The organism is uncultured Sphaerotilus sp., from assembly GCF_963924895.1.
In the GTDB taxonomy this organism is placed as follows: Bacteria; Pseudomonadota; Gammaproteobacteria; order Burkholderiales; family Burkholderiaceae_C; genus Sphaerotilus.
In genome coordinates this window covers 84,938-106,782 of the sequence record NZ_CAWURG010000002.1, presented here as the reverse complement: position 1 = coordinate 106,782, position 21,845 = coordinate 84,938, and the positions used below count along the sequence as shown (strand labels likewise).

18 protein-coding genes and 1 pseudogene are annotated in these 21,845 nt (G+C 69.0%); 10 read left to right on the top strand and 9 right to left on the bottom strand.

Annotated features, from left to right (window positions below):
- Positions 1 to 18: 18 nt before the first annotated feature.
- From AABN02_RS00710 to AABN02_RS00700, 3 genes are read left to right on the top strand one after another with little or no spacing between them, the layout of a single operon-like run.
- The gene (locus tag AABN02_RS00710; protein WP_338413002.1) at positions 19 to 1,038 is read left to right on the top strand and encodes an MFS transporter permease; all 1,020 of its coding nucleotides are present in this window, start codon (positions 19 to 21) and stop codon (positions 1,036 to 1,038) included.
- Entirely contained in the window at positions 1,035 to 1,406 is a 372-nt protein-coding gene (locus AABN02_RS00705; RefSeq protein WP_338413001.1) for a transcriptional regulator, read from the top strand. Before AABN02_RS00710 ends, AABN02_RS00705 begins: the two co-directional genes overlap by 4 nt.
- Positions 1,403 to 1,822 (top strand): hypothetical protein, encoded by a 420-nt coding sequence (locus tag AABN02_RS00700; protein WP_338413000.1) that lies wholly within the window; start codon positions 1,403 to 1,405, stop codon positions 1,820 to 1,822. Before AABN02_RS00705 ends, AABN02_RS00700 begins: the two co-directional genes overlap by 4 nt.
- Here AABN02_RS00700 and ybiB read toward each other — a convergent pair.
- The 4 genes from ybiB to AABN02_RS00680 form a co-directional block, all read right to left on the bottom strand.
- The gene (gene ybiB / locus AABN02_RS00695) at positions 1,800 to 2,735 is read right to left on the bottom strand and encodes a DNA-binding protein YbiB (protein WP_338412999.1); all 936 of its coding nucleotides are present in this window, start codon (positions 2,733 to 2,735) and stop codon (positions 1,800 to 1,802) included. The genes AABN02_RS00700 and ybiB overlap by 23 nt on opposite strands.
- A gap of 25 nt (positions 2,736 to 2,760) precedes the next feature.
- Positions 2,761 to 3,156 carry a type II toxin-antitoxin system VapC family toxin gene (locus AABN02_RS00690; RefSeq protein ID WP_338412998.1) on the bottom strand — a complete coding sequence of 132 codons (396 nt, stop codon included), beginning with the start codon at positions 3,154 to 3,156 and terminating at the stop codon, positions 2,761 to 2,763.
- Positions 3,153 to 3,407, bottom strand: a complete 255-nt coding sequence (locus AABN02_RS00685; protein ID WP_338412997.1) for a type II toxin-antitoxin system prevent-host-death family antitoxin — start codon at positions 3,405 to 3,407, stop codon at positions 3,153 to 3,155. Before AABN02_RS00685 ends, AABN02_RS00690 begins: the two co-directional genes overlap by 4 nt.
- Positions 3,408 to 3,493: 86 nt before the next feature.
- Positions 3,494 to 4,312: a transferase gene (locus AABN02_RS00680; protein WP_338412996.1), complete on the bottom strand. Its 819-nt coding sequence runs from the start codon at positions 4,310 to 4,312 to the stop codon at positions 3,494 to 3,496.
- Positions 4,313 to 4,342: 30 nt separating this feature from the next.
- On the opposite strand from AABN02_RS00680, the gene AABN02_RS00675 reads away from it, so the two are divergent.
- From AABN02_RS00675 to AABN02_RS00665, 3 genes are read left to right on the top strand one after another with little or no spacing between them, the layout of a single operon-like run.
- The gene (locus tag AABN02_RS00675) at positions 4,343 to 7,360 is read left to right on the top strand and encodes a tubulin-like doman-containing protein (RefSeq protein ID WP_338412995.1); all 3,018 of its coding nucleotides are present in this window, start codon (positions 4,343 to 4,345) and stop codon (positions 7,358 to 7,360) included.
- Between the two features lie 17 nt (positions 7,361 to 7,377).
- Complete coding sequence (locus AABN02_RS00670) at positions 7,378 to 7,764, top strand: hypothetical protein (protein WP_338412994.1); 387 nt, start codon at positions 7,378 to 7,380, stop codon at positions 7,762 to 7,764.
- Between the two features lie 30 nt (positions 7,765 to 7,794).
- Positions 7,795 to 8,868 (top strand): TAXI family TRAP transporter solute-binding subunit, encoded by a 1,074-nt coding sequence (locus tag AABN02_RS00665; protein ID WP_338412993.1) that lies wholly within the window; start codon positions 7,795 to 7,797, stop codon positions 8,866 to 8,868.
- 99 nt (positions 8,869 to 8,967) lie between these two features.
- On the opposite strand, the pseudogene AABN02_RS00660 reads toward AABN02_RS00665, so the two are convergent.
- The 4 genes and pseudogenes from AABN02_RS00660 to nirB form a co-directional block, all read right to left on the bottom strand.
- A pseudogene (locus AABN02_RS00660) lies at positions 8,968 to 9,675 on the bottom strand (YoaK family protein); the annotation flags it as partial.
- A 47-nt stretch (positions 9,676 to 9,722) separates the two neighbouring features.
- Positions 9,723 to 12,563, bottom strand: a complete 2,841-nt coding sequence (locus tag AABN02_RS00655) for a molybdopterin-dependent oxidoreductase (RefSeq protein ID WP_338412992.1) — start codon at positions 12,561 to 12,563, stop codon at positions 9,723 to 9,725.
- Between the two features lie 34 nt (positions 12,564 to 12,597).
- Positions 12,598 to 12,945 (bottom strand): nitrite reductase small subunit NirD, encoded by a 348-nt coding sequence (gene nirD / locus AABN02_RS00650; protein ID WP_338412991.1) that lies wholly within the window; start codon positions 12,943 to 12,945, stop codon positions 12,598 to 12,600.
- Between the two features lie 71 nt (positions 12,946 to 13,016).
- Positions 13,017 to 15,497 carry a nitrite reductase large subunit NirB gene (gene nirB / locus AABN02_RS00645; RefSeq protein WP_338412990.1) on the bottom strand — a complete coding sequence of 827 codons (2,481 nt, stop codon included), beginning with the start codon at positions 15,495 to 15,497 and terminating at the stop codon, positions 13,017 to 13,019.
- Between the two features lie 89 nt (positions 15,498 to 15,586).
- Here nirB and AABN02_RS00640 point away from each other — a divergent pair, with 89 nt between their 5' ends.
- Positions 15,587 to 17,311, top strand: coding sequence for a bifunctional protein-serine/threonine kinase/phosphatase (locus AABN02_RS00640; RefSeq protein WP_338412989.1), 1,725 nt, complete (start codon positions 15,587 to 15,589; stop codon positions 17,309 to 17,311).
- 5 nt (positions 17,312 to 17,316) lie between these two features.
- On the opposite strand, the gene AABN02_RS00635 is transcribed toward AABN02_RS00640, so the two are convergent.
- A complete protein-coding gene (locus AABN02_RS00635) occupies positions 17,317 to 18,576 on the bottom strand; it encodes an MFS transporter (protein ID WP_338412988.1) in 1,260 nt (419 codons plus the stop codon).
- A gap of 265 nt (positions 18,577 to 18,841) precedes the next feature.
- On the opposite strand from AABN02_RS00635, the gene AABN02_RS00630 reads away from it, so the two are divergent.
- The 3 genes from AABN02_RS00630 to AABN02_RS00620 all read left to right on the top strand — a co-directional run bounded on the left by AABN02_RS00630 (position 18,842) and on the right by AABN02_RS00620 (position 21,838).
- A complete protein-coding gene (locus AABN02_RS00630) occupies positions 18,842 to 20,116 on the top strand; it encodes a type IV pili methyl-accepting chemotaxis transducer N-terminal domain-containing protein (RefSeq protein WP_338412987.1) in 1,275 nt (424 codons plus the stop codon).
- Positions 20,117 to 20,245: 129 nt separating this feature from the next.
- Positions 20,246 to 21,250 (top strand): GGDEF domain-containing protein, encoded by a 1,005-nt coding sequence (locus tag AABN02_RS00625; RefSeq protein WP_338412986.1) that lies wholly within the window; start codon positions 20,246 to 20,248, stop codon positions 21,248 to 21,250.
- Positions 21,251 to 21,418: 168 nt separating this feature from the next.
- Positions 21,419 to 21,838 carry a rubrerythrin family protein gene (locus AABN02_RS00620; protein WP_338412985.1) on the top strand — a complete coding sequence of 140 codons (420 nt, stop codon included), beginning with the start codon at positions 21,419 to 21,421 and terminating at the stop codon, positions 21,836 to 21,838.
- Positions 21,839 to 21,845 lie beyond the last annotated feature (7 nt).

Genomic DNA, 21,845 nt, shown 5'->3' with positions numbered 1-21,845 from the left:
ACAGGAAGCCGTTCCACCATGAGTGCCACCCTTGACCAGTTGCAGTCCATCCAGTCCATGCTCGCCGCCGGCCACCGCAGCGTGCGCCTGGAGCGCCACAGCCTGATCCTGATCGGTGCTGTCGGCGGTCTTGTCGCCGGCGGGACCGAGTACCTGATCACCACCGAGCGTTTTCCGGACCTCACGCAGCGTGCGCTGGTGCTGCTGGTCTGGCTGGGCGTCTGGCTCGGTGGCGTGTCTCTGGTGGACCACCACCTGACGCGCCGCGCCCGCGCGCGCCGCGACGAAACCCTGCCGTTCGCGCAGGCGCAGATCACGCGGGCCTGGTGGATGCTGCTGGGCATGGGCACGCTCTGCTCCTGTGCGATGTTCTTCTATGGTGGTGGCCCGATGGTCTACGGGCTGTGGATCGTGCTGCTCGGGCTGGGCGTCTACCTCTTCGGGCTGTTCTCGCGGCCGCTGATCGAGTGGATCGGACTGGCGACGATCCTGCTCGGCGTGGCCGGGCTGGCGGCCGGGCTGCCTTACCAGATGACGCACTGGCTGGCCGCGTCGTGCTTCGCGGTCGGCATGCCGCTGGCGGGCTGGCTCGACCGGGGCCAGCGTGACACGGCGTGGTGGCCGCGGCTGCTGGCGCTGCTGCTGTGGATGGTGGCCGTGGTCGGCGTGGCGCTGCTGCTGGCGCGGCTGACCGCTGGCAGCGAGGAGCCGCCCCAGCTGGCGGCTGGCGAGCGGGTGCTACGGCTCGCGCCGGGCACGCCGGTGGCGCTGACGCTCGACCTGTCCGGGCCGCTGATGAGCGCGTCGCCGCAGGCGGGTCTGGGCATGCACCTGAAGCTGCCGGTCGAGGTGGTGCTGAGCGACGGCGAGCCGGATGGCCGCTACCGCATCAACAACGGACCGTGGCACCGCATCCGGGATGGCGTGCTCGGCCTGAAGATCCACCGCCTGAAGCCGGGGCTGGATGCCGACGGCCAGCCGGTGGTGCGCGCCGAAGCGGTGCTCGATGGCCCGTATCTGCAGGGAGACACCCCGTGAGCCCGACTCCGACCCCACCCTTGCCGCGCCTGGACCCGGTGCTGCACCAGCCGGTGCGCACCCAGATCGTGGCCTTCCTGTCCGGCCGCGGCGAAGCGACCTTCAGTGAACTCAAGCGCGCGCTGGCGATCACCGACGGCAATCTCGGCGCCCATCTGAACAAGCTGGTCGAGGCCGCCTTCATCGAGTCGCGTGACGTCTCGGTCACCGCCCGCTCCCAGACCGTGTTCCTGCTGACCGCCGTGGGCCGGGCGGCGCTGGCCGACTACGTGGCGCAGCTCACCGAGCTGGTCCGCGTCAGCGGCGCGTCGGGCCGGCCTGCCGATGATCCGGATCTTCCCTTCTCTCAGCCTCAGGAGTCTTCATGAAACGCACCGTGATCCGTTCTGTTCTGGCCCTCGGCCTGGTGTCTGCGCTGGCCCTGGGTGGCTGCGCCAGTCCCTTCCCGCCCTCGGCGGATGCGCTGACCAAGCTGCCCGTGGTCACCTATCCGGACAAGCCGGCCGGCAAGAGCGACTACATCTACAAGCTGCCGGCCGGGCAGCGCATCGACGTGCGCCTGCTGGTCGATGGCAGCGCGCTGACGATGGGCGCCGACCAGGCAATCAGCGCCCGGCTGGGCCGCGATCTCTACCTGCACAAGCAGTGGGCCAGCGAGGACGGCCGGCACTGGGTGGACGCCAAGGAGCTGGTCGGCGTGAACCTGTCGCTGCGGCTGCCCGGCTACGAAACGCCCGGCCCGGGCGAGCTGCACCTGAGCGTCAACCGCAAGATGCCGCGCTGAGGCGGCGCACGGCCGCGCACAGGCACTGCACCTGCCGCGCGATCGGCGCCGGCACCGCCACCGCGCCGTCCAGCACGGCGCGGATGTGGGCCGCGGTGGTCTCGGCGTCGATCGCTGCCGGCAGCACGGGCAGCTCCACCAGCACGCCTTCCTGCGGCGCCACCGACAGCGTGGTGTCCAGCACGCCCGTCCGGTAGACATCCAGCCGCGGCTGCCGGCGGGCATCGGCCACCGGCTCGCCTTCGGTGCCGCGCATCAGCACCGCGTCGGCGCCGCTGTCGCGCAGGTACTGCGACAGGCTCACCGCGTACTCCGGGTGCGTGTGGTTGACCACCCGCAGCCCGCCGGGCACGGCCGGCAGCAGCTTGGCGATGGTGTGCCCGCTGTTGCGCAGGCCGAGCACGCGGCGCAGCGCCAGCAACTGCGCGAGCGGCCGGTTCAGCGTTTCGAGCGACATGAACACCGGCTCGCCGCGCGCCCACTGCGCCGCCGCCTGGGCAGCGTCGGCGGCGGGCGGCAAGCCGAGCGCGGTGAAGATCGCCGCGCTGGTGACGCGGCCAGGGTCGTCGATCGGGCCGTGGACCAGCACTGGCACCCCTTCGCGCGCCAGCAGCAGCGCCAGCAGCGGCGTGAAGTTCGGCAGCTTGCGCGCGCCGTTGTAGGACGGCAGCAGCACGGCGGGCGAGGGCGCCACCAGCGGCAGCGTGTGCACCATGGCGGCCTCGACAAACGCCGCGAGTTCGTCCGCCGACTCGCCCTTGATGCGCATCGCCAGCGCAAAGCCGCCGAGTTCGAGGTCGCTGACACGGCCATCGAGGATGCGCGTCATCAGGTCGAGCGCCTGGGCGCGGTCCAGCGCGCGGGCACCGTCCTTGCCGCGGCCGATGGTCTTGAGGTAGGGGGCGATGGTCATGGGGGGATTGTCGTCGGGCGGTGGTTCACCAGAGTGCACGGATCCCGGGATGTGCCCGCAGCTTCTCGTCCGCGCTGATCAATCGGGCGCCCAGTACGTCGGCCGTTGCGGCGATCATGCGGTCGGCTGGATCGCCGTGCAGATCGTCGCCATAGCGGCCGGCGCGTTCTGCGATCTCTGCGCTCACCGGCTCGATGCGCACTTCCGGCAACCGGCGCACCAGCGCCAGCCATTGATCGACCGGAAGACTGAGGTTCAAACGTCCGCGGCGCTCGGCGGTGACGATTTCCAGCACGCTGATGGCGCTGACGCAGGCCGGGGTTTCGGCGCCGGCTGCGGTCAATGCCTGCCGGGCCGCGTGACTCAGACGCTCGGGTTGCCCCAACCACCACAGCAGCACATGGGTGTCGATCACGATCACCGGAGCATGTCCCACTCCTGCGCGTCCAGCACGGGCGCGATCGGGTCGTCAAAGCGCAGCACGCTGCCCCTGAGCAATGCCCTGGTCGCGTCCAGATCATCCTCGGCCGGTGGCGGCGAGAGTTCCGCTACCACCTTGCCATGCGACGTGATGCGCAGGCGCTCTCCACGGGAGACGCGGGCCAGGAATTCTGGCAGGTGCTGACGCAGCGCCGTGACGCTGACATCGGTCATCAGGGGTGTTGCTTGCATGGGCAATCCTCGTCGCCCGGCAGAGGCCGGGGGTCCATTCACCGTATTTAATCCGAAATCGAGATGCGCACGGTGCAATGCCAGGATCAAGCCAATCCGATCTCCGACTGATGCGCCCCCAGTGCTGCCCGCACGGCGTCCATCGCCGGTTGCAGCGCCGCCCAAGCCCCCACGTCGAACCCCGCCGGCCGCCGTGTACTGATTCCCGGCCGCCGCAGTGCCTGCGCGTTGCGGCAGGCCAGCACCACGCTGTTCGTGCCCCGCTCCCCGTCGCCGACCACCAGCACCGCGTCCGCGCCGAAGGTCTGCCGGATGCGGGCCACGTGCACGGCGAACAGCGGCTGGCTGGCGCTGCTGGGCAGGTTGGCCACCAGCCAGCCGGTGTCGGTCAGTGCGCCCGCGCAGTCGTCGTAGAAGGCCTGCGAGCACAGCGCATCGGGCAGGCCCTCCCAGTCGAAGCCGTCCACCAGCAGCACGTCGAAGCGCTGCGGCGGATCGCGCACCAGCACCGCGCCGTCCTGGCAGACCACGCGCAGGCGGGCGCTGTCTGGGGGGATGCCGAAGTCGTCGCGCAGCGCGATCACGTGCGGGTTGATCTCGGCGACCCGCAGCGTGCTGCCCGGCAGGTGCCGGTGGCAGAACTTCACCAGCGAGCCGCCGCCCAGGCCGATCAGCGCGATGCTCGCCGGTCGCGGCTGCCACAGCAGGAAGCCCATCATCCGCTGCGTGTAGGCCAGGTCCAGCCCGTCGGGGTCGTCCATGCGCATGCGGCTCTGGATCTCGCTGAGCGAGAAGTGCAGGGCGCGGACGGTGCGGGCCTGGTCCTGGTAGACATAGGGGCGGACGTGCTCGTCCGCTGGCGGCTCGTTGTGTTCGGCGCGGATTGGGTCGGGCACAATGGACATGGACGCTTCGCTTTAACGGGAATATCTGGCATGAATCATGTGATCATCGGGCTCGGCGGCACCGGCGGGAAAATCATCAGGGCGTTTCGCAAGCTGGTTTTCCAGGAGTTTCGCAAGGAGCAGCCCGAGGGGATGCAGCTCGGTTATCTCTATGTCGATTCCAGCAGCGAGATGATGGCCCCGGACGACGCGACCTGGAAAACATTGGGCGTGTCGGTGCAGTTGCCGGTGGCCAGCCAGTTGCTCATCACCGACGCCAACCTCGGCGCCCGGCTCGACGACCTCGACAGCTATCCCGGCATCCAGCCCTGGATCGGTGCCCGCGAGCAGTGGCGCGACATCCTCAACAGCATCGTCGGCGTGACGCTCGGCGGGCAGAAGCGCCGGCTCGGGCGCTTCCTGTTCGCGTGCAAGGTCGATGTCTACCGCGAGCGGCTGCAGAACCAGGTGCGCCGCGTGCAGGCCGCAGGCGAGACGGACACCACCTTCCACGTCCTGTGCGGGCTGGCGGGTGGCACCGGCAGCGGCAGCGTGATCGACGCAGTGGCGCAGCTGCGGGACCTCTACCCCGACGCCAAGCGTTACCGCATCCTCGTCTACACCCTGCTGCCCGATCCCTACCCGCCGCAGAACTGGGACACCGGCAACTACCACGCCAACGGCTACAGCGCGCTGCTGGAGCTGAACGCGCTGTCGGCCGGCGCCTGGCAGCCGCACGACGTCCAGGGGGTCAAGGGACGGCTGGCGCTGGGAGATCCGTTCAACGGCTGCTACGTCTTCGGCAACGAGAACGACAACGGGCTGACGGTGGATGTGGACAAGGATCTGCCGGGCATCGTGGCCGAGTTCCTGTACCAGAAAGTCGTGCGTGCCCGGCAGGTCGGCTGGCCCACGCTCGGCCGCATGGAAAACGCCGAGAACGGCAACGGCTCGCCCGAAACCGCCCCCGGCAGCAACCGCGGCGAACGCTCGAAACGCTTCCTGTCCTTCGGCATCAAGCGGGTGGCCATTCCCGAGGAAGAGATCAGCGAGTTCCTCGGCTACGGCTTTGCCCAGCAGGCGCTGCTGCAACTGGTGTTCAACAACTGGCAGGACACGCTCGGCTTCGCCACCGAGACGCGCAGCCAGGATTTCAACGCCTTCGTGCGCCAGAAGGACGTGCTGCACCGCTGGGCGCTCGACGACGACCACCTGCTGATGAACGTGCCGATCCTGGCCGGTGACGGGCAGCGGCCGAAATGGCAGTCGATGGTGGCGGAGTGGGAGGCGGTGATCCCCCATTTCAAGACGGTGGTGCGCGGGCTGGAGCGCGCGACCTGGCTGGACGAACTGGCGCGCTTTTGTCGCAAGCGCTGGGACGAGGATTTCCGTGACCTGGGGGTGGTGACGTTCTTTGACACCAAGCTCAAGTCGCGCAAGGAGATCGCCCGGGAGGTGCGCGGGCGCATCGAGCGGGAGCTGTGCAACGAGTGGCGGATCGGCGCGCGCGGGCTGGACGAGTGTGGGCGGCTGCTGGTGGCGACGATGGCCTTGCTGGACGAGCGGCTGAACGGGCTGGGAGACCGGCTGGCCAAGGCCCGCGCCGTCGAGGACGAGGCCGCCGCCCGCTTGCAGCAGAACAGCCAGCGCTGGAGCGAGATGAGCCTGATCGCCAAGATGGCGGGCACGCCGGCCAGCCTGCTCGACAGCCACGCGGTCTACCTGCAGGAGTTGTACGTCAACCGTACCCGCACCGTGGCCCTCAACGGCGCCAAGGTGCTGCTCCAGGAGATCCTGGCCGAGCTGAGCGAGTTGAAGCTCGAAGTCGATCAGGCCGCCAGCACCGTGCAGACCGCGCTGGAACGGTTTGGCAAGAAGCTCGGCCACCACCTGAACGAGGCGGACGCCGATGGCAACGACCTGCGCCGCCACCTGATCCGCTTCTACGACCCGTCCAAGGTGCGCGCCGTCGCCCGGACGATGTCGCTGGACGTCGAGGTGCAGCGCACGCAGGCCACCGGGGCGCGTGCGGTGCTGTTCGAGCGGCTGGGGGAGACGCCGAGCTTTGCCGCCTTCAACCAGCGCGTGCCTCTGTCGACCCTGCTCGACGCATTGGAAAAAACCTCCGAGCAGAACGCCCGCCTTGCCCACACCGCGCTGATCAAGGACGCGCCAGTGCGGGTGCTGGGCGTGTCGATCATCGAGCGGCTGGCCGAGCGTTTCGCCGCCGACCCGCAGGCGCGTCGGACCTGGGTGACCGAGCTGGTGCGGCAGGCGGGGGTCTTCATGCGCTTCGAGCCGCTGGAAATGCAGCGCATGGCCCCCGGCATCCCCCAGGGCGCCCCGACGGCGGTGTCCAAGCTGACCGTCATGGTCCCGAAAACGGCTACGCACCCCGAGTTTGTCGCCGCGCTGAAGAAGGATTTCCTCGAAGCCCATTCCGGCGATGTCGAGGTGATCGAGGCGGATGGGCGCACGAACGAGATCACGCTGGTGGCGATCGTCAATCTGTTCCCGCTGCGCTACCTGAAGCCGCTGGCCCATCTGCGCGAGCGCTACCAGCGGCGGCTGGCCTCGGGCAACCCGCAGCGCATCAACCTGGAACTGCACACCGAGGGCGACGCCTCGACCTTCCCGCCGCTTTACGTGGCGAGCCAGGAGGATTTGCGCCGCGATGGTTTGCCGCAGGTGCTGCTGGCGCACGCGCTGGGTTTCATCCGCGAGACGGTCCATCCGCAGACCGGCCAGCCCGAGGTGCTGCTGCTGTCCAAGGACGAGGACGGCTTCGACAACGCGCCGGTGCTGCTGGGCAAGAACCTGACCACCTCGGCCGAGGCGATGGACGCGCTCAAGCTCAACAGCGTGCGCACCATGGTGACGCAGGCGCTGGCCGGGCCGGAGTGGCGCCACCGTGACCAGCGGGCGGTGCTGCAGAAGGCGGTGCTCGGGGCGGTCGAGAAGGTGCGGGCCGACTGCGGCGACAACCTGCGGGATCCGCTGTATCTGCGGTTTCTGGATGCGGGCAAACAGGCGGTGCGCCTGCTCAAAGGTGAGGAGACTGGATCGTGATGAAAAGTGGCCTGTGCATGAATGTGGGCAACTGCAGCAATGCCAATCAGCAAAAGGTGCTGGAAATCGGTGTCGGCGAGGACTTCGTCTGCCCGGAATGCCACAAATCCCTGCTCGACTACACGCCGCGCAAGGGGCCGCCGGTAGCGGGGCTGGTGGTGGGGGGGCTGCTGCTGGCGGCATTGGCGGGTGCGGGCTGGTGGATGTATTCGACGCGGGAAGCGGCGGTTGAACCGGTGCCAGCCTCGGTGGTGGAGCCCATGCCCACGCCGCAGGTCGCCCCACCGCCACCGCCCCTGGTCAAGCCGGTGGTCCCTGCAGAGCCGTCCGCCCAGCCTGCCGACCGCCTGCCGCCTTGCGGATCGAACGATGACGTGCGTCGGCGCCTCAAGCTCTGCGATTGAATCGAATTCCTTGCGATGGAAGAACTTGTCATGAACTCAATCCGGTCTTCATTCGGATCGCGGAGCCTGCGTGGCCTGGTCGCAGCGGCGCTGGTCGTGATCGGCAGCGCCGTGGAGGCGGCGCCGGCCGTCGAGTACCGCATCGTCACCGGTGGTCCCACCGGCACCTATTTCACGTTCGGCCAGAACCTGGCTTCGATGGTGGCCCCCGGCGCCAACGTGTCGCTGGAAGTGCTCAACTCGGCCGGCTCGGTGCAGAACGTCAGGGACATGCGCTACCGCGAGAAGGTCAAGTTCGCGCTGGTGCAGTCCGACGTGTACCAGGCCTATGTCCGGCTGGCCGAGCAGGGCGACAAGGAAGCGCAGGACCTGATCAGGCCACTGCGGGTGGTGTTGCCGCTGTACCGGGAGGAGATGCACTTCGTCGTGCCAGCCGATTCACCCCTGAAGTACATCGACGAATTGCGCGGCAAGAAGATGTTCATGGGGCCTGATGGCAGCGGCTCGGCACTGTCGCTGACGACGCTGTACGGACTGATGTTCGACGGCGAGCGGCCCAACCGGGTCGAATCGGTGGTGGATTACAAGCAGGCGCTCAACAGCCTGCTCGACCGCGACGGCAAGATCGACGCCGTGGTATTCGTCGCCGGCCAGCCGATTTCACAACTCGCCGTGGAGGCCGAACTCGGCCGCAAGCATTACCGCCTGCTCGCCCTGCGTCCGGACCAGCCAGCGCTGAAAAAAGCCCTGGAGGTGTATTACCCGACCGAGATCAGCCAGCAGAGTTATGGCTGGCTGTCTGCCAATGTGCCGACACTCAGCGTCAAGGCGTATCTGATCACCTACGATTACCCGCAGGAATTCAACCGGCAGGCGATCGGCGGGTTTGCCAGATCCCTGTGCGAAAACTATGGTCGGCTGGTCAGCCAGGGCCACCCCAAATGGAAACAGGTCGGCTGGAGTCCGGAACACCCGGCGCTGGAGCCACTGAAGGCCGGCTGGCAGTACTACAGCGTGACGCAGTCGATCCTGTCGTCCTGCCGAGGGGGCAAGCCGGTCGCCCCGGCCTGCACGCCCGAGCGGGCGCTGCTGAAGCTGTGCTGACCCAGGCTTGACTGGCGAGCCCGCTCACGCGTCGGGCAGGATTCAGCGTGGAGGGCGGGCCTGGGTGATGCGCTGCAGATCCCCGGCCAGCCCCGGCAGGGCCATCACCGCCAGCAGCGCCGCCAGCGGAATCGTGGCCGAGAAGCCCAGCGACCGGAAGGCCAGCGCGCCCACGATGCCGCCGCTGAAGAACAGCCCCAGCACCGTGGCGTGGATCCACAGCTTGTCGCGGTTCGCGCGCACGTACATCGGATCGTCCGCGTCGCGCTGGCCGTTCCAGTAGAGCAGGCGGCCCAGCTCGATGCCCAGGTCGGTGACCACGCCGGTCATGTGCGTGGTGCGGATCTCGGCGTTCGAGATCTTGGTGATGATGGCGTTCTGCAGGCCCATGATGAAACACAGCAGCAGCACCGTGGTCGGCACCAGCAGGGCCTGGAAGTTGTGCAGGTTGGCGCCGAGCAGGCCGAACAGCAGCAGCAGGCCGGCCTCCAGCAGCAGCGCCAGCGCGTACTTGCCCTGGAGCTGGCGGTGGCGGCCCCAGTTGATCAGCAGCGAGGTGCAGGCGGCACCCGAGACGAAGGCGCCCAGGGCCACCAGCCCCGCCAGCGCCAGCCCGATGCTGCCCAGTGCGAGGTCGTCGGCGATGCCGGAGATGATCCCGCTCATGTGCGAGGTGTAGCGGGCCACGGCCAGGAAGCCGCCCGCATTGACCGCCCCGGCAACGAAGGCCAGCACGCCGCCGAGTTGCCGGTTGGCGGTGCGGGTGCGGTCGCGGCCGGTCAGGCGCTGGAGGAACTGGAAGGGCATGGTGGGAGCCGGTCACTGTAACCGACGCCCTCGCCATGCCCCCCGCGTCACAAGGCCGTGGCCGTGCCCACCGACGCCTTGGCCAGGCCCCGCAGCACCGGCAGGCAGGAGCCGCAGTTGGTGCCGCACTTCAGCTCGCCCTGTAGCGTGGCCATGCGCTCTTCGACGCTGCCTTGGCAGCGTGCGAGCACCTGCACGATCTGCGGCTCGGTGACGTTGAAGCAGGTGCAGACCTGCTGGCCCTTGTCCTGCACCGGCACGGGCGCGGTCGGACTGCCGGCGAGCAGGGCGCGGCCATAGGACTGCGCAGGCAACTCGTCCTGCAGCAGTGTCCGGATCCACGATTCGGCCCGCGTGTCGCCAGCCAGCAGCACGCCGCGCAGCAGCCGGTCGGCGCCCACGTTCTGCATCTGCACGGCGCGGTACTGGCCACGCTGGCGGTCGTGGTAGACCAGCGTGTCGCTGCCGGACAGGCCGAGCAGCGCCTCGATCTGCTTGACCAGCTCCTCCGGCATCGGCGCCGCAGCCGCCGCGCGCCAGACCAGCCCGGCCAGCCCGTCGGCGTGCGGCTCGCGGCCGAAGGGCAGCACCATCGCGTAGCCGAACTGCGGCATCAGCGCCTTGAGCGCCTCGCGGGCCTTCAGCGCTTCTTCCTGCGGCAGCCACGCCAGCCCCAGCATCCGCCACGGCAGCTTCACCGCCTCGATGCGCACGGCGGTGTGCTTCAGCTCGGGCTGCTTCGAGGTCGGGCAGTAGGTCGGCAGGGTCACGCCGTTGATGCCCAGGCGTGCCACGCCCTTGTCATCGGTGCCACCGAGCACTTCCTCGCCCCAGTGCATCGGGATCGCGACCTGCGTCGGTGCGACCTTGTCGGTGCTCTGGATCGGCAGCACCAGACTGCCGCGCCGCGAACGGACTTCGACCAGCGCGCCATCCTGCAGGCCGCGCCGCGCCACGTCGGTCGGGTGCATCTCGACCACCGGCTCGGCGATGTGGCCGAACAGGCGGCCGAGCGTGCCGGTGCGGCTCATGCCGTGCCACTGGTCACGCAGGCGGCCGGTGGTCAGCGAGAAGGGGTAGCGGGCGTCGCGCGGCTCGGCCACCGGACGGAACTCGGCGGCGCTGAAGCGGGCGCGGCCGTCGTCGGTCGGGAAGACGCCGTCCTCGTAGAGGCGCGCCTTGCCGGCGGTGGCACCTTCGGGCATCGGCCATTGCTGGGGGCCGAGGCGCTCGATCAGGTCGAAGCTCAGGCCGGTGATGTCGAGATCGCGGCCGCGGGTGCTTTCGCGGTGCTCGTTCCACACCGACTCGGCCGTGTCATAGGGGAAGAGGGTGGTCTGGCCGTTCAGCCGCTCGGGCAGGTGGGCTTCCAGCCGGCGGGCGATGTCGACGGCGATCTGCCAGTCGTGGCGCGTGCTGCCCGGCGCCTTCACCGCGGGGCGCACGAGGCTGATGCGGCGCTCGGAGTTGGTGACCGAGCCGACCTTCTCGCCCCAGGTGGTTGCCGGCAGCAGCAGGTCGGCATAGGCGGCAGTCGCGGTGGTCGAAAACGCCTCCTGGACGATGACGAACTCGGCCCGCTCCAGCGCGCGGCGCACCATCGCCTGGTCGGGAATCGACTGTGCCGGATTGGTGCAGACGATCCACAGCGCCTTGATCTGCCCGTCGGCCGCGGCCTGGAACATCTCGATGGCGCTCTTGCCGGGCGCCGCCGGCACATCGGCCACGCCCCAGAGGCTGGCGACTTCGGCGCGGTGTGTGGCGTTGCCCAGGTCGCGGTGGCCGCTCATCAGGTTGGACAGCCCGCCCACCTCGCGCCCGCCCATCGCGTTGGGCTGGCCGGTGAGCGAGAAGGGGCCGGCGCCGGGCTTGCCGATCTGGCCGGTCGCCAGGTGCAGATTGATCAGCGCAGCGTTCTTGTCGGTGCCGGCGGCGCTCTGGTTGAGGCCCTGGCAGTAGAGCGACAGGGTGGTGCCGCTTCCACGCCGGTCGCTCTGCGCGAACCAGCGGGCCGCCTGCACGAGGTCCTCTTCCCGGATGCCGCAGACGCGGGCCGCTTCCTTCGGCGTCCATGCCCGCACGGTGTCGCGCAGTGCGTCGAAACCGCTCGTGTGCGCGGCGATGTAGGCGGCGTCGGTCAGCCCTTCCCACAGCATGACGTGCAGCATGCCGTGGTAGAGCGCCACGTCGGTGCCGGGCTGGATTTGCAGGAACAGGTCCGCCGTCTCGGCCGTCTCGGTGCGGCGCACGTCGACGACGATCCAGCGCTGGTCCGGCTTGGCCTTGCGGGCGTCCTCCAGCCGGCGGAACAGCACCGGGTGCGCCCAGGCGGTGTTGCTGCCGCTGATGAAGACGGTGTCGGCGTGGGCGAAGTCCTCGTAGCTGCAGGGCGGGGCGTCGGCGCCGAGCGTGCGCTTGTAGCCGGCCACCGCGCTGGACATGCACAGCCGCGAGTTGGTGTCGACGTTGTTGGTGCCGAGCAGGCCCTTGGCGAGCTTGTTGAAGACGTAGTAGTCCTCGGTCAGCAGTTGGCCGGAGAGGTAGAGGCCGAGTGCGTCCGGACCATCCCGGCGCACGATCTCGGCCAGCCGGTCGGCGGCGAGGTCGAGCGCGGATGTCCAGTCGATCACCTCGGTCGGCCCGCCGCGCTGGCTGCGGTCACGGCGCAGGCGCGGTTGCAGCAGCCGGGTCGCCATCGTCACCGGCGCGCTGGCGGTCAGGTGCAGCGTGCTGCCCTTGGTGCAGAGTCGGCCGAAGTTGGCCGGGTGGTCCGGGTCGCCGCGCACGCCCGTGATCTGCGTCCCGTCGGACTCGATGATCACGCCGCAGCCGACGCCGCAGTAGGGGCAGGTGGACCGGGTGTCGGTCGTGGGCAGGGGCATGGTCATCGACGGGCCTTTGTGCGGGTGCGGTGCTGCCGTCTCAGGCGAGTGCGCCGATGGCGATGCTGTTCAGCTCTGCCGCGTCGAGGAAGACCTGCCCGTCGACCACCTGCACCGCGAAGCGCGGCGTGCAGCCCTCGTCCGGCGCCTTGGCGCAGCCGCTGTCCAGCCCGATGGTCCAGTTGTGCAGCGGGCAGGCGACGCTCTCGCCGAAGACGATGCCCTGGCTCAGCGGGCCGCCCTTGTGCGGGCAGCGGTCGAGCAGCGCGAAGACCTTGTCCTCGCTGTTGCGGAAGACGGCGACGTCGCACGAGCCGGGTCGCGCCACGCGGCGGGCGCCCAGCACGGGGATGTCGTCAACGGTGCAGATGGATGTCCAGTCAGTCATGTCAAAAAGCCTCGAATACAGCATTCATTCCGTCATCCCCGCGCAGGCGGGGATCCACACACGCGCAGCTCTCAGGACACCGCCACCGGCGCGAACTGCCGCGTGTCGACATGTGCCTTGGCCGACTCCAGCCACGGATCCGCCGCCCCATCCAGCGCGAACTGCAGCCGCTCCCACAGCTCCCGGCGCAGCTCGGCGTTGTCGATCACCTTGGCCTTGACGTAGTCGAGTCCCACGCGGTCGATGTAGTGCACGGTGCGCTCCAGGTACCAGCCTTCCTCGCGGTAGAGCTGCAGGAAGGCGCCGGCGTGCTCCAGCACCTCGGCGGGTGTCTTCACCTTGACGAAGAACTGCGCCACCTCGGTCTTGATGCCGCCGTTGCCGCCGACGTACAGCTCCCAGCCGGAGTCCACGCCGATGATGCCGACATCCTTGGTGCCGGCTTCCGCGCAGTTGCGCGGGCAGCCCGAGACGGCCAGCTTCACCTTGTGCGGCGAGTACATGGCCCACAGCGCCCGCTCCAGGTCCTTGCCCATCTGGGTGGAGTCCTGCGTGCCGAAGCGGCACCACTCGCTGCCGACGCAGGTCTTCACCGTGCGCAGCGACTTGGCATACGCAAACCCGGACGGCATCCCCAGATCGGCCCACACGCCCTGCAGGTCTTCCTTCTTCACGCCCAGCAGGTCGATGCGCTGGCCGCCGGTGACCTTGACGGTCGGGATGGCGTACTTGTCGGCCACGTCGGCGATGCGGCGCAGGTCGGCCGCCGTCGTCTCGCCGCCCCACATGCGCGGGATGACGGAATAGGTGCCGTTCTTCTGGATGTTGGCGTGGCTGCGCTCGTTGATGAAGCGGCTCTGCGGATCGTCCAGCGCTTCCTTGGGCCAGGTGCTGAGCAGGTAGTAGTTGATCGCGGGGCGGCAGGAGGTGCAGCCGTTCGGCGTCTTCCAGCCGAGGCGCTGGTAGACGCCGTTCGGGCCGGCGTGGCTGACCAGGTGCTCCTTGCGGATCCCGTCGCGCACGTCCTGGTGGCTCAGGTCGGTGCAGCCGCACATCGCCTTCTTCTTCGGCGTGGCGCTGTAGTCGCCGCCGGCCGTGAACATCAGCAGCTGCTCGACCAGCCCGGTGCACGAGCCGCACGAAGCACTCGCCTTGGTGTGCTTGCGCACCTCGTCCAGCGTGAACAGGCCCTTGTCCTTGATCGCCTTGCAGATGGCGCCCTTGTTGACGCCATTGCAGCCGCAGACCTCGTCCGTGTCGGCCATCGCGGCGGCCTTGTTGTGGCCTTCATGGCCCACGTCGCCGATGTTGGATTCGCCGAACATCAGCCGGTCGCGGATGTCGTGGATCTTGCGGCCTTCGCGCAGCAGCTTGAAGTACCAGCTGCCGTCCACCGTGTCGCCGTACAGGCAGGCGCCGATCAGCTTGTCGTCCTGGATCACCAGCTTCTTGTAGACGCCACCGACCGGGTCCGACAGCAGGATTTCCTCGCAGCCCTCGCCGCCGGTGAAGTTGCCGGCCGAGAACAGGTCGATGCCGGTGACCTTGAGCTTGGTGCTGGTCTGGCTGCCGGTGTAGCGGCCGATGCCGAACTCGGCCAGGTGCGTGGCGCAGACCTTGCCCTGCTCGAACAGCGGCGCGACCAGGCCGTAGGCGATGCCGCGGTGGCTGGCGCACTCGCCGATCGAGTAGATGCGCGCGTCGGTGACGGTCTGCAGCGTGTCGGTGACGACGATGCCGCCGCGCCCGCCGTGGTCGCACAGCAGGCCCATCTGCTTGGCCAGATCGGTGTTGGGGCGGATGCCGGCGGCCATCACCACCAGATCGGCCGGGATTTCGCGGCCGTCCTTGAACTTCACGGCCAGCACGCGCCCGCCGGTGCCCTCGTCCTGGTCGCCGATCAGGGCGGCGGTCTGCGCGCCCATCTCGAACTTCAAGCCCCGGTCCTGCAGCGACTTCTGCAGCAGCTTGCCGGCGACGTTGTCCAGCTGGCGCTCCATCAGCCAGTCGGAGATGTGCACCACCGTGACCTGCATCCCGCGCAGCATCAGCCCGTTGGCCGCTTCCAGCCCGAGCAGGCCGCCGCCGATGACGACGGCGTGCTGGTGCGTCTTCGCCGTCTCGATCATGGTGTTCGTGTCGGCGATGTCGCGGTAGGCGATCACGCCCTCCAGGTCCTTGCCGGGCACGGGCAGGATGAAGGGGTTCGAGCCGGTGGCGATCAGCAGGCGGTCGTAGTCGGCCGTGACCGTCTCGCCCTGGGCGTTGACGCCGGTGACGGTGCGGCGGGCGCGGTGCACGTCGGTGACCTTGGTCCCGAGGTGCAGCGTGATGCCGTTGTCCGCGTACCAGCTCAGCGGGTTGAGGATGATCTCGTCGATCGTCTGCTCGCCGGCCAGCACGGGGCTGAGCAGGATGCGGTTGTAGTTGGGGTGCGGCTCGGCGCCGAACACGGTGATGTCGTAGAGATCGGGGGCGATCTTCAGCAGCTCTTCCAGCGTGCGCACGCCGGCCATGCCGTTGCCGACCATCACGAGTTTCATCTTCTGCATCGCGGGCTCCTCAGGAATCAGTCAAACCAGTTAAACCGGGTATTCAAATTGAATGGCGTAGAGCGTTGTTTGGTCCACAATGCCGAGCGATGAGCTTCGATGTCGACATTGGCCACACCAGCGCCTGCGGATTGCGGGAACACAACGAGGATTTCGCGGCAGTCATGCGCGCCGATGCGCACGAGCCGGGCCGGGGTCTGATCGCCGCCGTCGCCGACGGTGTGTCGACGGGCGGCCTGGGACGCGAAGCCGCGCAGACCACGGTGATGAGCCTGGTGCAGGATTTCCATGCCGCACCGGCCACCTGGGAAACGACGGTCGTCCTTGACCGTCTCATCGGCGCCCAGAACGCCTGGCTCGCCGACCACAACCAACGTCGCCGCGGTGCGGGCAACGAACGCCGCGCGGCGCTCACCACCCTCACGGCGCTGGCGCTGCAGGGTCAGACCTGGACACTCGCCCACGTTGGCGATACCCGGGCCTGGCTGCTGCGCCGCGGTGAGCTGCAACAGCTCACCCAGGACCATGCACTCGATCATCCCGACTTCCGCAGCCAGCTCACACGGGCGATCGGCCTCGATCACACCGTGCGCGTGGACTACCTGCAAGGCGAACTGCACCTCGGCGACACCTTTGTGCTCACCTCCGATGGTGTGCATGGTGTGCTCCAGGCCGATCGCCTGCGGATCCTGCTGGCCGCCGCACCCGCCCAGATCGCCAGTGAGGCGCTGGTGGAGGCGGCACTGGCTGCAGGCAGTCAGGACAACGTCACAGCATTGGTCATGCAAGTTACGGGCCTGGCCGCGATGCGGCTGGAAGACAGCCAGGTCCGCGCCCGCCAGCTGCCCGTGCCGCCGCGCATGAAGGTGGGCGATGTGCTGGACGGCTACACCATCACCGCCCTGGTCGCCGACACCGGCGTGCACCGCCTCTACCAGGCCCGCGACACCGCCAGCCGCGCGCTGGTGGCCCTGAAGACGCTGCACGAGTCCCGGGCGAGCGACCGCGAGGAGCGCGCCATGCTGGCCCACGAGGCGTGGCTCGGCCTGCGTGTCACCGAGCGCGAAGGGCAGGGCTTCGTCCGCGTGCGCGAAGTGCCGGACCCGAGTGCCTTCTACATGGTGTTCGACTGGCACAGCGGCCACACCCTGGAGCAGCAGCTGGCGGGCGAGCACCCCCTGAACATCACCGAAGTGGTGCATGGCGGCCTGTCCGTGGCGCGTGCGCTGGGGCGAATGCACCGACTTGGTGTGATTCACCGCGACATCAAGCCCGGCAACCTCCACCTGGGCGACGATGGCCAGTGGCGCGTCCTCGACCTCGGTGTGGCGGTGTCCGGGCGCGAGCCGGCGTCCACCCGCAGCCTGCACGCCGGCACCCCGAGCTACATGAACCCCGAGCAGTGGGACGGCGACCACGGCCACCCCGCCGATGCCGGCAGCGACCTCTTCGCGCTGGGCGTGACGCTCTACCAGTGGCTTACCGGCAAGCTGCCCTACGGCGAGGTCGAGCCCTGGCAGACCGGGCGCTTCCGGCGCGATCCGGTGCCGCCGTCGCGGATGCACCCGGAGGTGCCGATCTGGCTGGACCATGTCGTGCTCAAGGCGGTGGCACGCGATCCGCGGCAGCGTTTCGAGACGGCCGAGGAATTCGCGCTGGCGCTGGAGCGGGGGGCATCCCGGCCATTGCATGCGCCGGGCGGCACACCGCTGGCGGTGCGCGACCCGGCGCTGCTGTGGAAGGTGGCCTGCCTGATCTCGCTGGGCTTCAATGTCCTGCTGGTGGTCTGGCTGCTGTTCCTGCCGAAGGGGTGAACCGTTCAGCGGCTGAAGGCGCGGGAGCCTGTGCCTGACGAGCCGACGCTGGTCGGCGTGCTGCGGGCGCGGCCACCCTTTTCGGCCCAGGTGCGGGTCCAGCGGATCTGCACGATGCGCAACATCGCGAGCATGACCAGCGCCAGCGCCGTGAAGGCCACGAAGCCCCACAGGTAGGAGTTGGTGTACTGCTTGGACAGGCCCATCGCGTTCGGCAGGAAGCCGCCACCGAGCGCGCCGACCTCACCGATCATCGAGCCGGCCACGGCGGTGGCCAGCGGCCAGCGCAGCGGCACGAGCTGGAACAGCGCGCCATTGCCGGCACCCAGCGCCGCGAAGCACAGCATGAACAGCAGCGTCGTCACCACCAGCGACGAGCCGGCAAATCCGCACATCAGCAGCGTGATCGCCACCAGCACCAGCACGCCGGACAGGGTGTTGATGCCGCCGATGCGGTCGGAGATGTAGCCGCCGAGCACGCGCACGCCCGAGCCCATCAGCGTGGCCAGCATGGTGAGCTGGCCGGCTTCGACCTTGGTGACCTTGAACTGGTCGTGGAAGTAGGTCGGCAGGAAGCTGGCGAGGCCGATGAAGCCGCCGAAGGTGACAATGTAGATCAGGCTGAAGGACCAGCCGTCTTTCTCGAACAGGCAGGAGATGTGCTCGCGGAAGGTCTGGTGCTCGCGGTCCGGCGGCTCCTTGGCGGCGAACCACATCACCAGCATGGGCAGCAGCATCGTGCAGGCGGCCAGGCCGTAGACGGTCTGCCAGCCGTACTTCATGGCCAGCGGCGGCGCGAACAGCACGGCCAGCACGGTGCCCGAGTTGCCGGCACCGGCAATGCCCATCGCCAGACCCTTGTACTTCGGCGGGAACCAGCCCGAGCCCAGCGACAGCGCGACACCGAAGCTCGCGCCAGCGATGCCCAGCAGCACCCCCATGGTCAGCACCTCGTCGTAGGTGTCGACCATGGTGTAGCCGAACACCAGCGCGCAGATGATCAGGCCCATCTCGACCATCGCCGCGTTCTTGCGGCCGATGTATTGCGACAGCACGCCCAGCGGGAAGCGCATCAGCGCGCCGGCCAGGATGGGCACCGAGATCATGAAGCCCTTCTGCGCCGCATTCAGTCCGAAGGACTCGCTGATGAACGGACCCATCGCGCCGTTGAGCACCCAGATCGCGAAGCAGAAATCGAAGTAGAGGAAAGACGCGGCCAGCGTGGGCCAGTGTCCTGATTGCAGGAAGGTCTTGAAGTTGGACATGGGGCGTCAGCCTGTGCAGAGGTGGCGCGCGCGCCGGGAGTTGGCGCGGACCGGACGCGGCGGTGCGTCCGGAGCCGATGGTGCGGTGGATCGGCGTGGTCGCTGCTGCGCGACCGCCGTTGTATAAGCACGATATGTGCCACAAGAAGCTGATGCCGGTCCATCCCGGATGCCATGCCCATGGGTGGATGCCCCTGGCTGGCCTGAGGTGTGCTTCAGTAGATGCAATGACAAGAAACAAGGCCTCCACCTGGCCCGCCCCGACGTGATCAACATCCTCGCCATCGCTCCCGCGCCACCCGACGCCCCCACGCTGGTCGCCGACCTCGAATCGAACGGACTCTTCGTCTGCGCCCGCGCCCAATGCGCCAATCTGGTGCGCGAGGCCGTGCGCCATGCACCGGATCTGGTCATCGTCTGGGAGCCCCATCCCGGCGAGGATCTGTTCGAGGCGGTCCGTCTGCTGGAAGCCTCCCTGCCGGTGCCCGTGCTGGTGTTCACCAGCGACGTGCGCGCCGAGACGATGGAGGCGGCGCTGGCCGCGGGCATCGACGGCTGGGTCGTCAATGGCTATGCGGCCGGCCGGCTGCGCCCGCTGATCCAGTTCACGGTCGCGCGCCACCGCCAGATGCGCCAGATGCGCGAGGAACTGGGCGACCTGAAGCGCCGTTTCGAGGAACGCAAGCTGGTCGACCGCGCCAAGGGCATCCTGATGACCGCCCGCCAGGTCAGCGAGGACGAGGCCTTCCGGTTGCTGCGCTCGGCCTCGATGCACGCCAAGCAGCGCATCGGCCAGGTCTCGCAGCAGGTGATCGACGCCGCGCACTACGCCGACGCCATCAACCGCGCCGGCCGGCTGCGCATGTTGTCGCAGCGCATCGTCAAGCTCTATGCACTGGCGGCGATGGGGGTGGAGACGGCCGGCTCGCGCGCGCTGCTGGCCGACTCGGGCGCGCAGATCGACCAGAGCCTGCAGTTGCTGGACCGCACGCTGTCACGCCCGACCTTCGGCGACCTGATCGACGCGGTGCAGGCCACCTGGACGCAACTGCAGGCGAGTCTGGGCAGTACGCCGTCCGCGACCCGCCTCGCGGTGATCGACCAGGACGCCGAGCGCCTGCTGGAGCTGTCCGACCGCCTGACGCAGGCGCTCGAAAACGCCGGGCTGGCGCCAACGCTGCACGTCATCAACGTCTCCGGCCGCCAGCGCATGCTCGCGCAGCGAATGGCCAAGCTCGCGCTGCTGCGCCAGGGTGCGGCGCTGTCGGCGACGGAGCCGCTGCCGGTGGAACTGGCGCCGACGGCCGATGCGTTCGAGCGCGGGCTGGTGTATCTGAAGGACATTCCGCTGTCGACGCCGGGCATCCGCGAGGCCACCGCCGCCGCCGATCTGCGCTGGCAGGAGTTGTTGTCCGCCGTGCGCGGTGGGGCGACGCCGGCCGCGCGGGTCACGCTGGCGGCGGCCAGCGAGGCGCTGCTCGAACTCTTCGACCGCCTGACGCGCGAGTACGAACAGAGCATGCAGCTGCTCATGGGTTGATCCGGTGTGGCCGAACCGCCCGGTCCACGGGCACCGGGCGGTGACAGAGTTCACGCCCGGTGAACGCCCGGTTACCCGGTGTGAGTTTGGTCGCAGGCGGTGAACAGGCGCACTGCCTATCATGGCCGGATGAACCACCTCGAACTGCCTGTCCCCGTGGCGCCGCCTGCTCTGCTGGCCGGCGGTCTGCTCGATCTGCTGCAGGTCGAGGGCGCGCTGCTGGCGCTCAAGGACGCCGACAGCGGGCGCTACCGGTGGGCCAACGCGCCGTGCCTGGCCTGGCTGGGCGCCGATGCGCAGCGTGTGGCCGGCGCGACCGACCTGGAGCTGCTGCCGCAGGCCGAAGCCAATGCGCTGCAGGCGGCGGACGCCCGTGCGCTGGCTGCCGGGCAGGCGGTGGTCGCCGAGGACCACCGGTTCGAGCGCGCCGGGGTGCGCACCGAATTCCACGTGGTGCGCCATGTCATGGCGGCGGCGGACGGCGCGCGCCAGATCCTGAGCCTCTGGCGCGACGTGACGCAGAGCCGGCGCGAGGCGGGCCGGCTGCAGTCGGCGCTGGACCAGATCGAGCGCCAGCAACAGGCGGTCGAGGTGCTGCGCCGCCAGCATGCGCAGGGGCTGGACCGGCCGAGCGAGCTGTTCCGCCGCGAGCATTTCGAGGAGCACCTGCGCCGCGAGGCCGCGCTGTCGCAGCGCGAGCACCGCGAGTTCGCGCTGGTGCTGCTGGCGCTGGACCGGGTCGAGTCGATGCGCCACACACTGGGCGATCCGGCGGTGCAGGCGGTCACGCAGTCGATGGGCCTGCTGATGCGCACCAACACCCGCGCGATGGACGTGCTGTCCCAGCTCGGCGACGGGCGCTTCGCGATCCTGCTGTCCGGTGTCGGGCTGGCGACGGCCCATTCGCGCATGGAGCACCTGCGCCGGGCCTGTGCCACGGAAGTGGTGGTGGTGAACGGGCAGGGCTTCAACTTCGAGGTCTCGATCGGCGTGGCGAGTTTTCCGCACACGGCGGCAACGCTGGCGGACCTCAGCCAGGCCGCCGTGCGCGCGCTGGCCGATGCACGCCAGCGGGGTGGCAACCGGGTCGCGCTGGCCTCGATCCGGCTGGGCGAGATGCTGCCGGTGCACTGAGTGGCGATAGATTTTTGCCTGCTGCAGGATAGCCAAACTCTTCTCGACGTCGGCTTCCGGTCGTCCTATTGTCTGCGTCACACGGTCGCGCCGTTCCGGCTTGCGGCCCGTGCTGTCGTTGCGTGCCGCCCCGGCCGCCTCTCGGAATGACGTTCACCGGAGACTGACATGACGCTCAAGGGTTCCAAGACCGAACAGAACCTGAAGGATGCCTTCGCAGGCGAATCCCAGGCCAACCGCCGCTACCTCTACTTCGCGAACAAGGCCGACATCGAAGGCCAGAACGACGTCGCGGCGCTGTTCCGCTCGACCGCCGAAGGCGAGACCGGCCACGCGCACGGCCACCTCGAATTCCTCGAGGCGGTGGGTGACCCGGCGACCGGCCTGCCCATCGGTCCCTCTCGCCTGAATCTGGCGGCGGCCGTGGCCGGCGAAACCCACGAGTACACCGACATGTACCCCGGCATGGCCCGCACCGCCCGCGACGAGGGCTTCGACGAGATCGCCGACTGGTTCGAGACGCTGGCCAAGGCCGAGCGCTCCCACGCCAACCGCTACCAGCGCGCACTCGACGCCCTGGTGGACTGACGCCCCC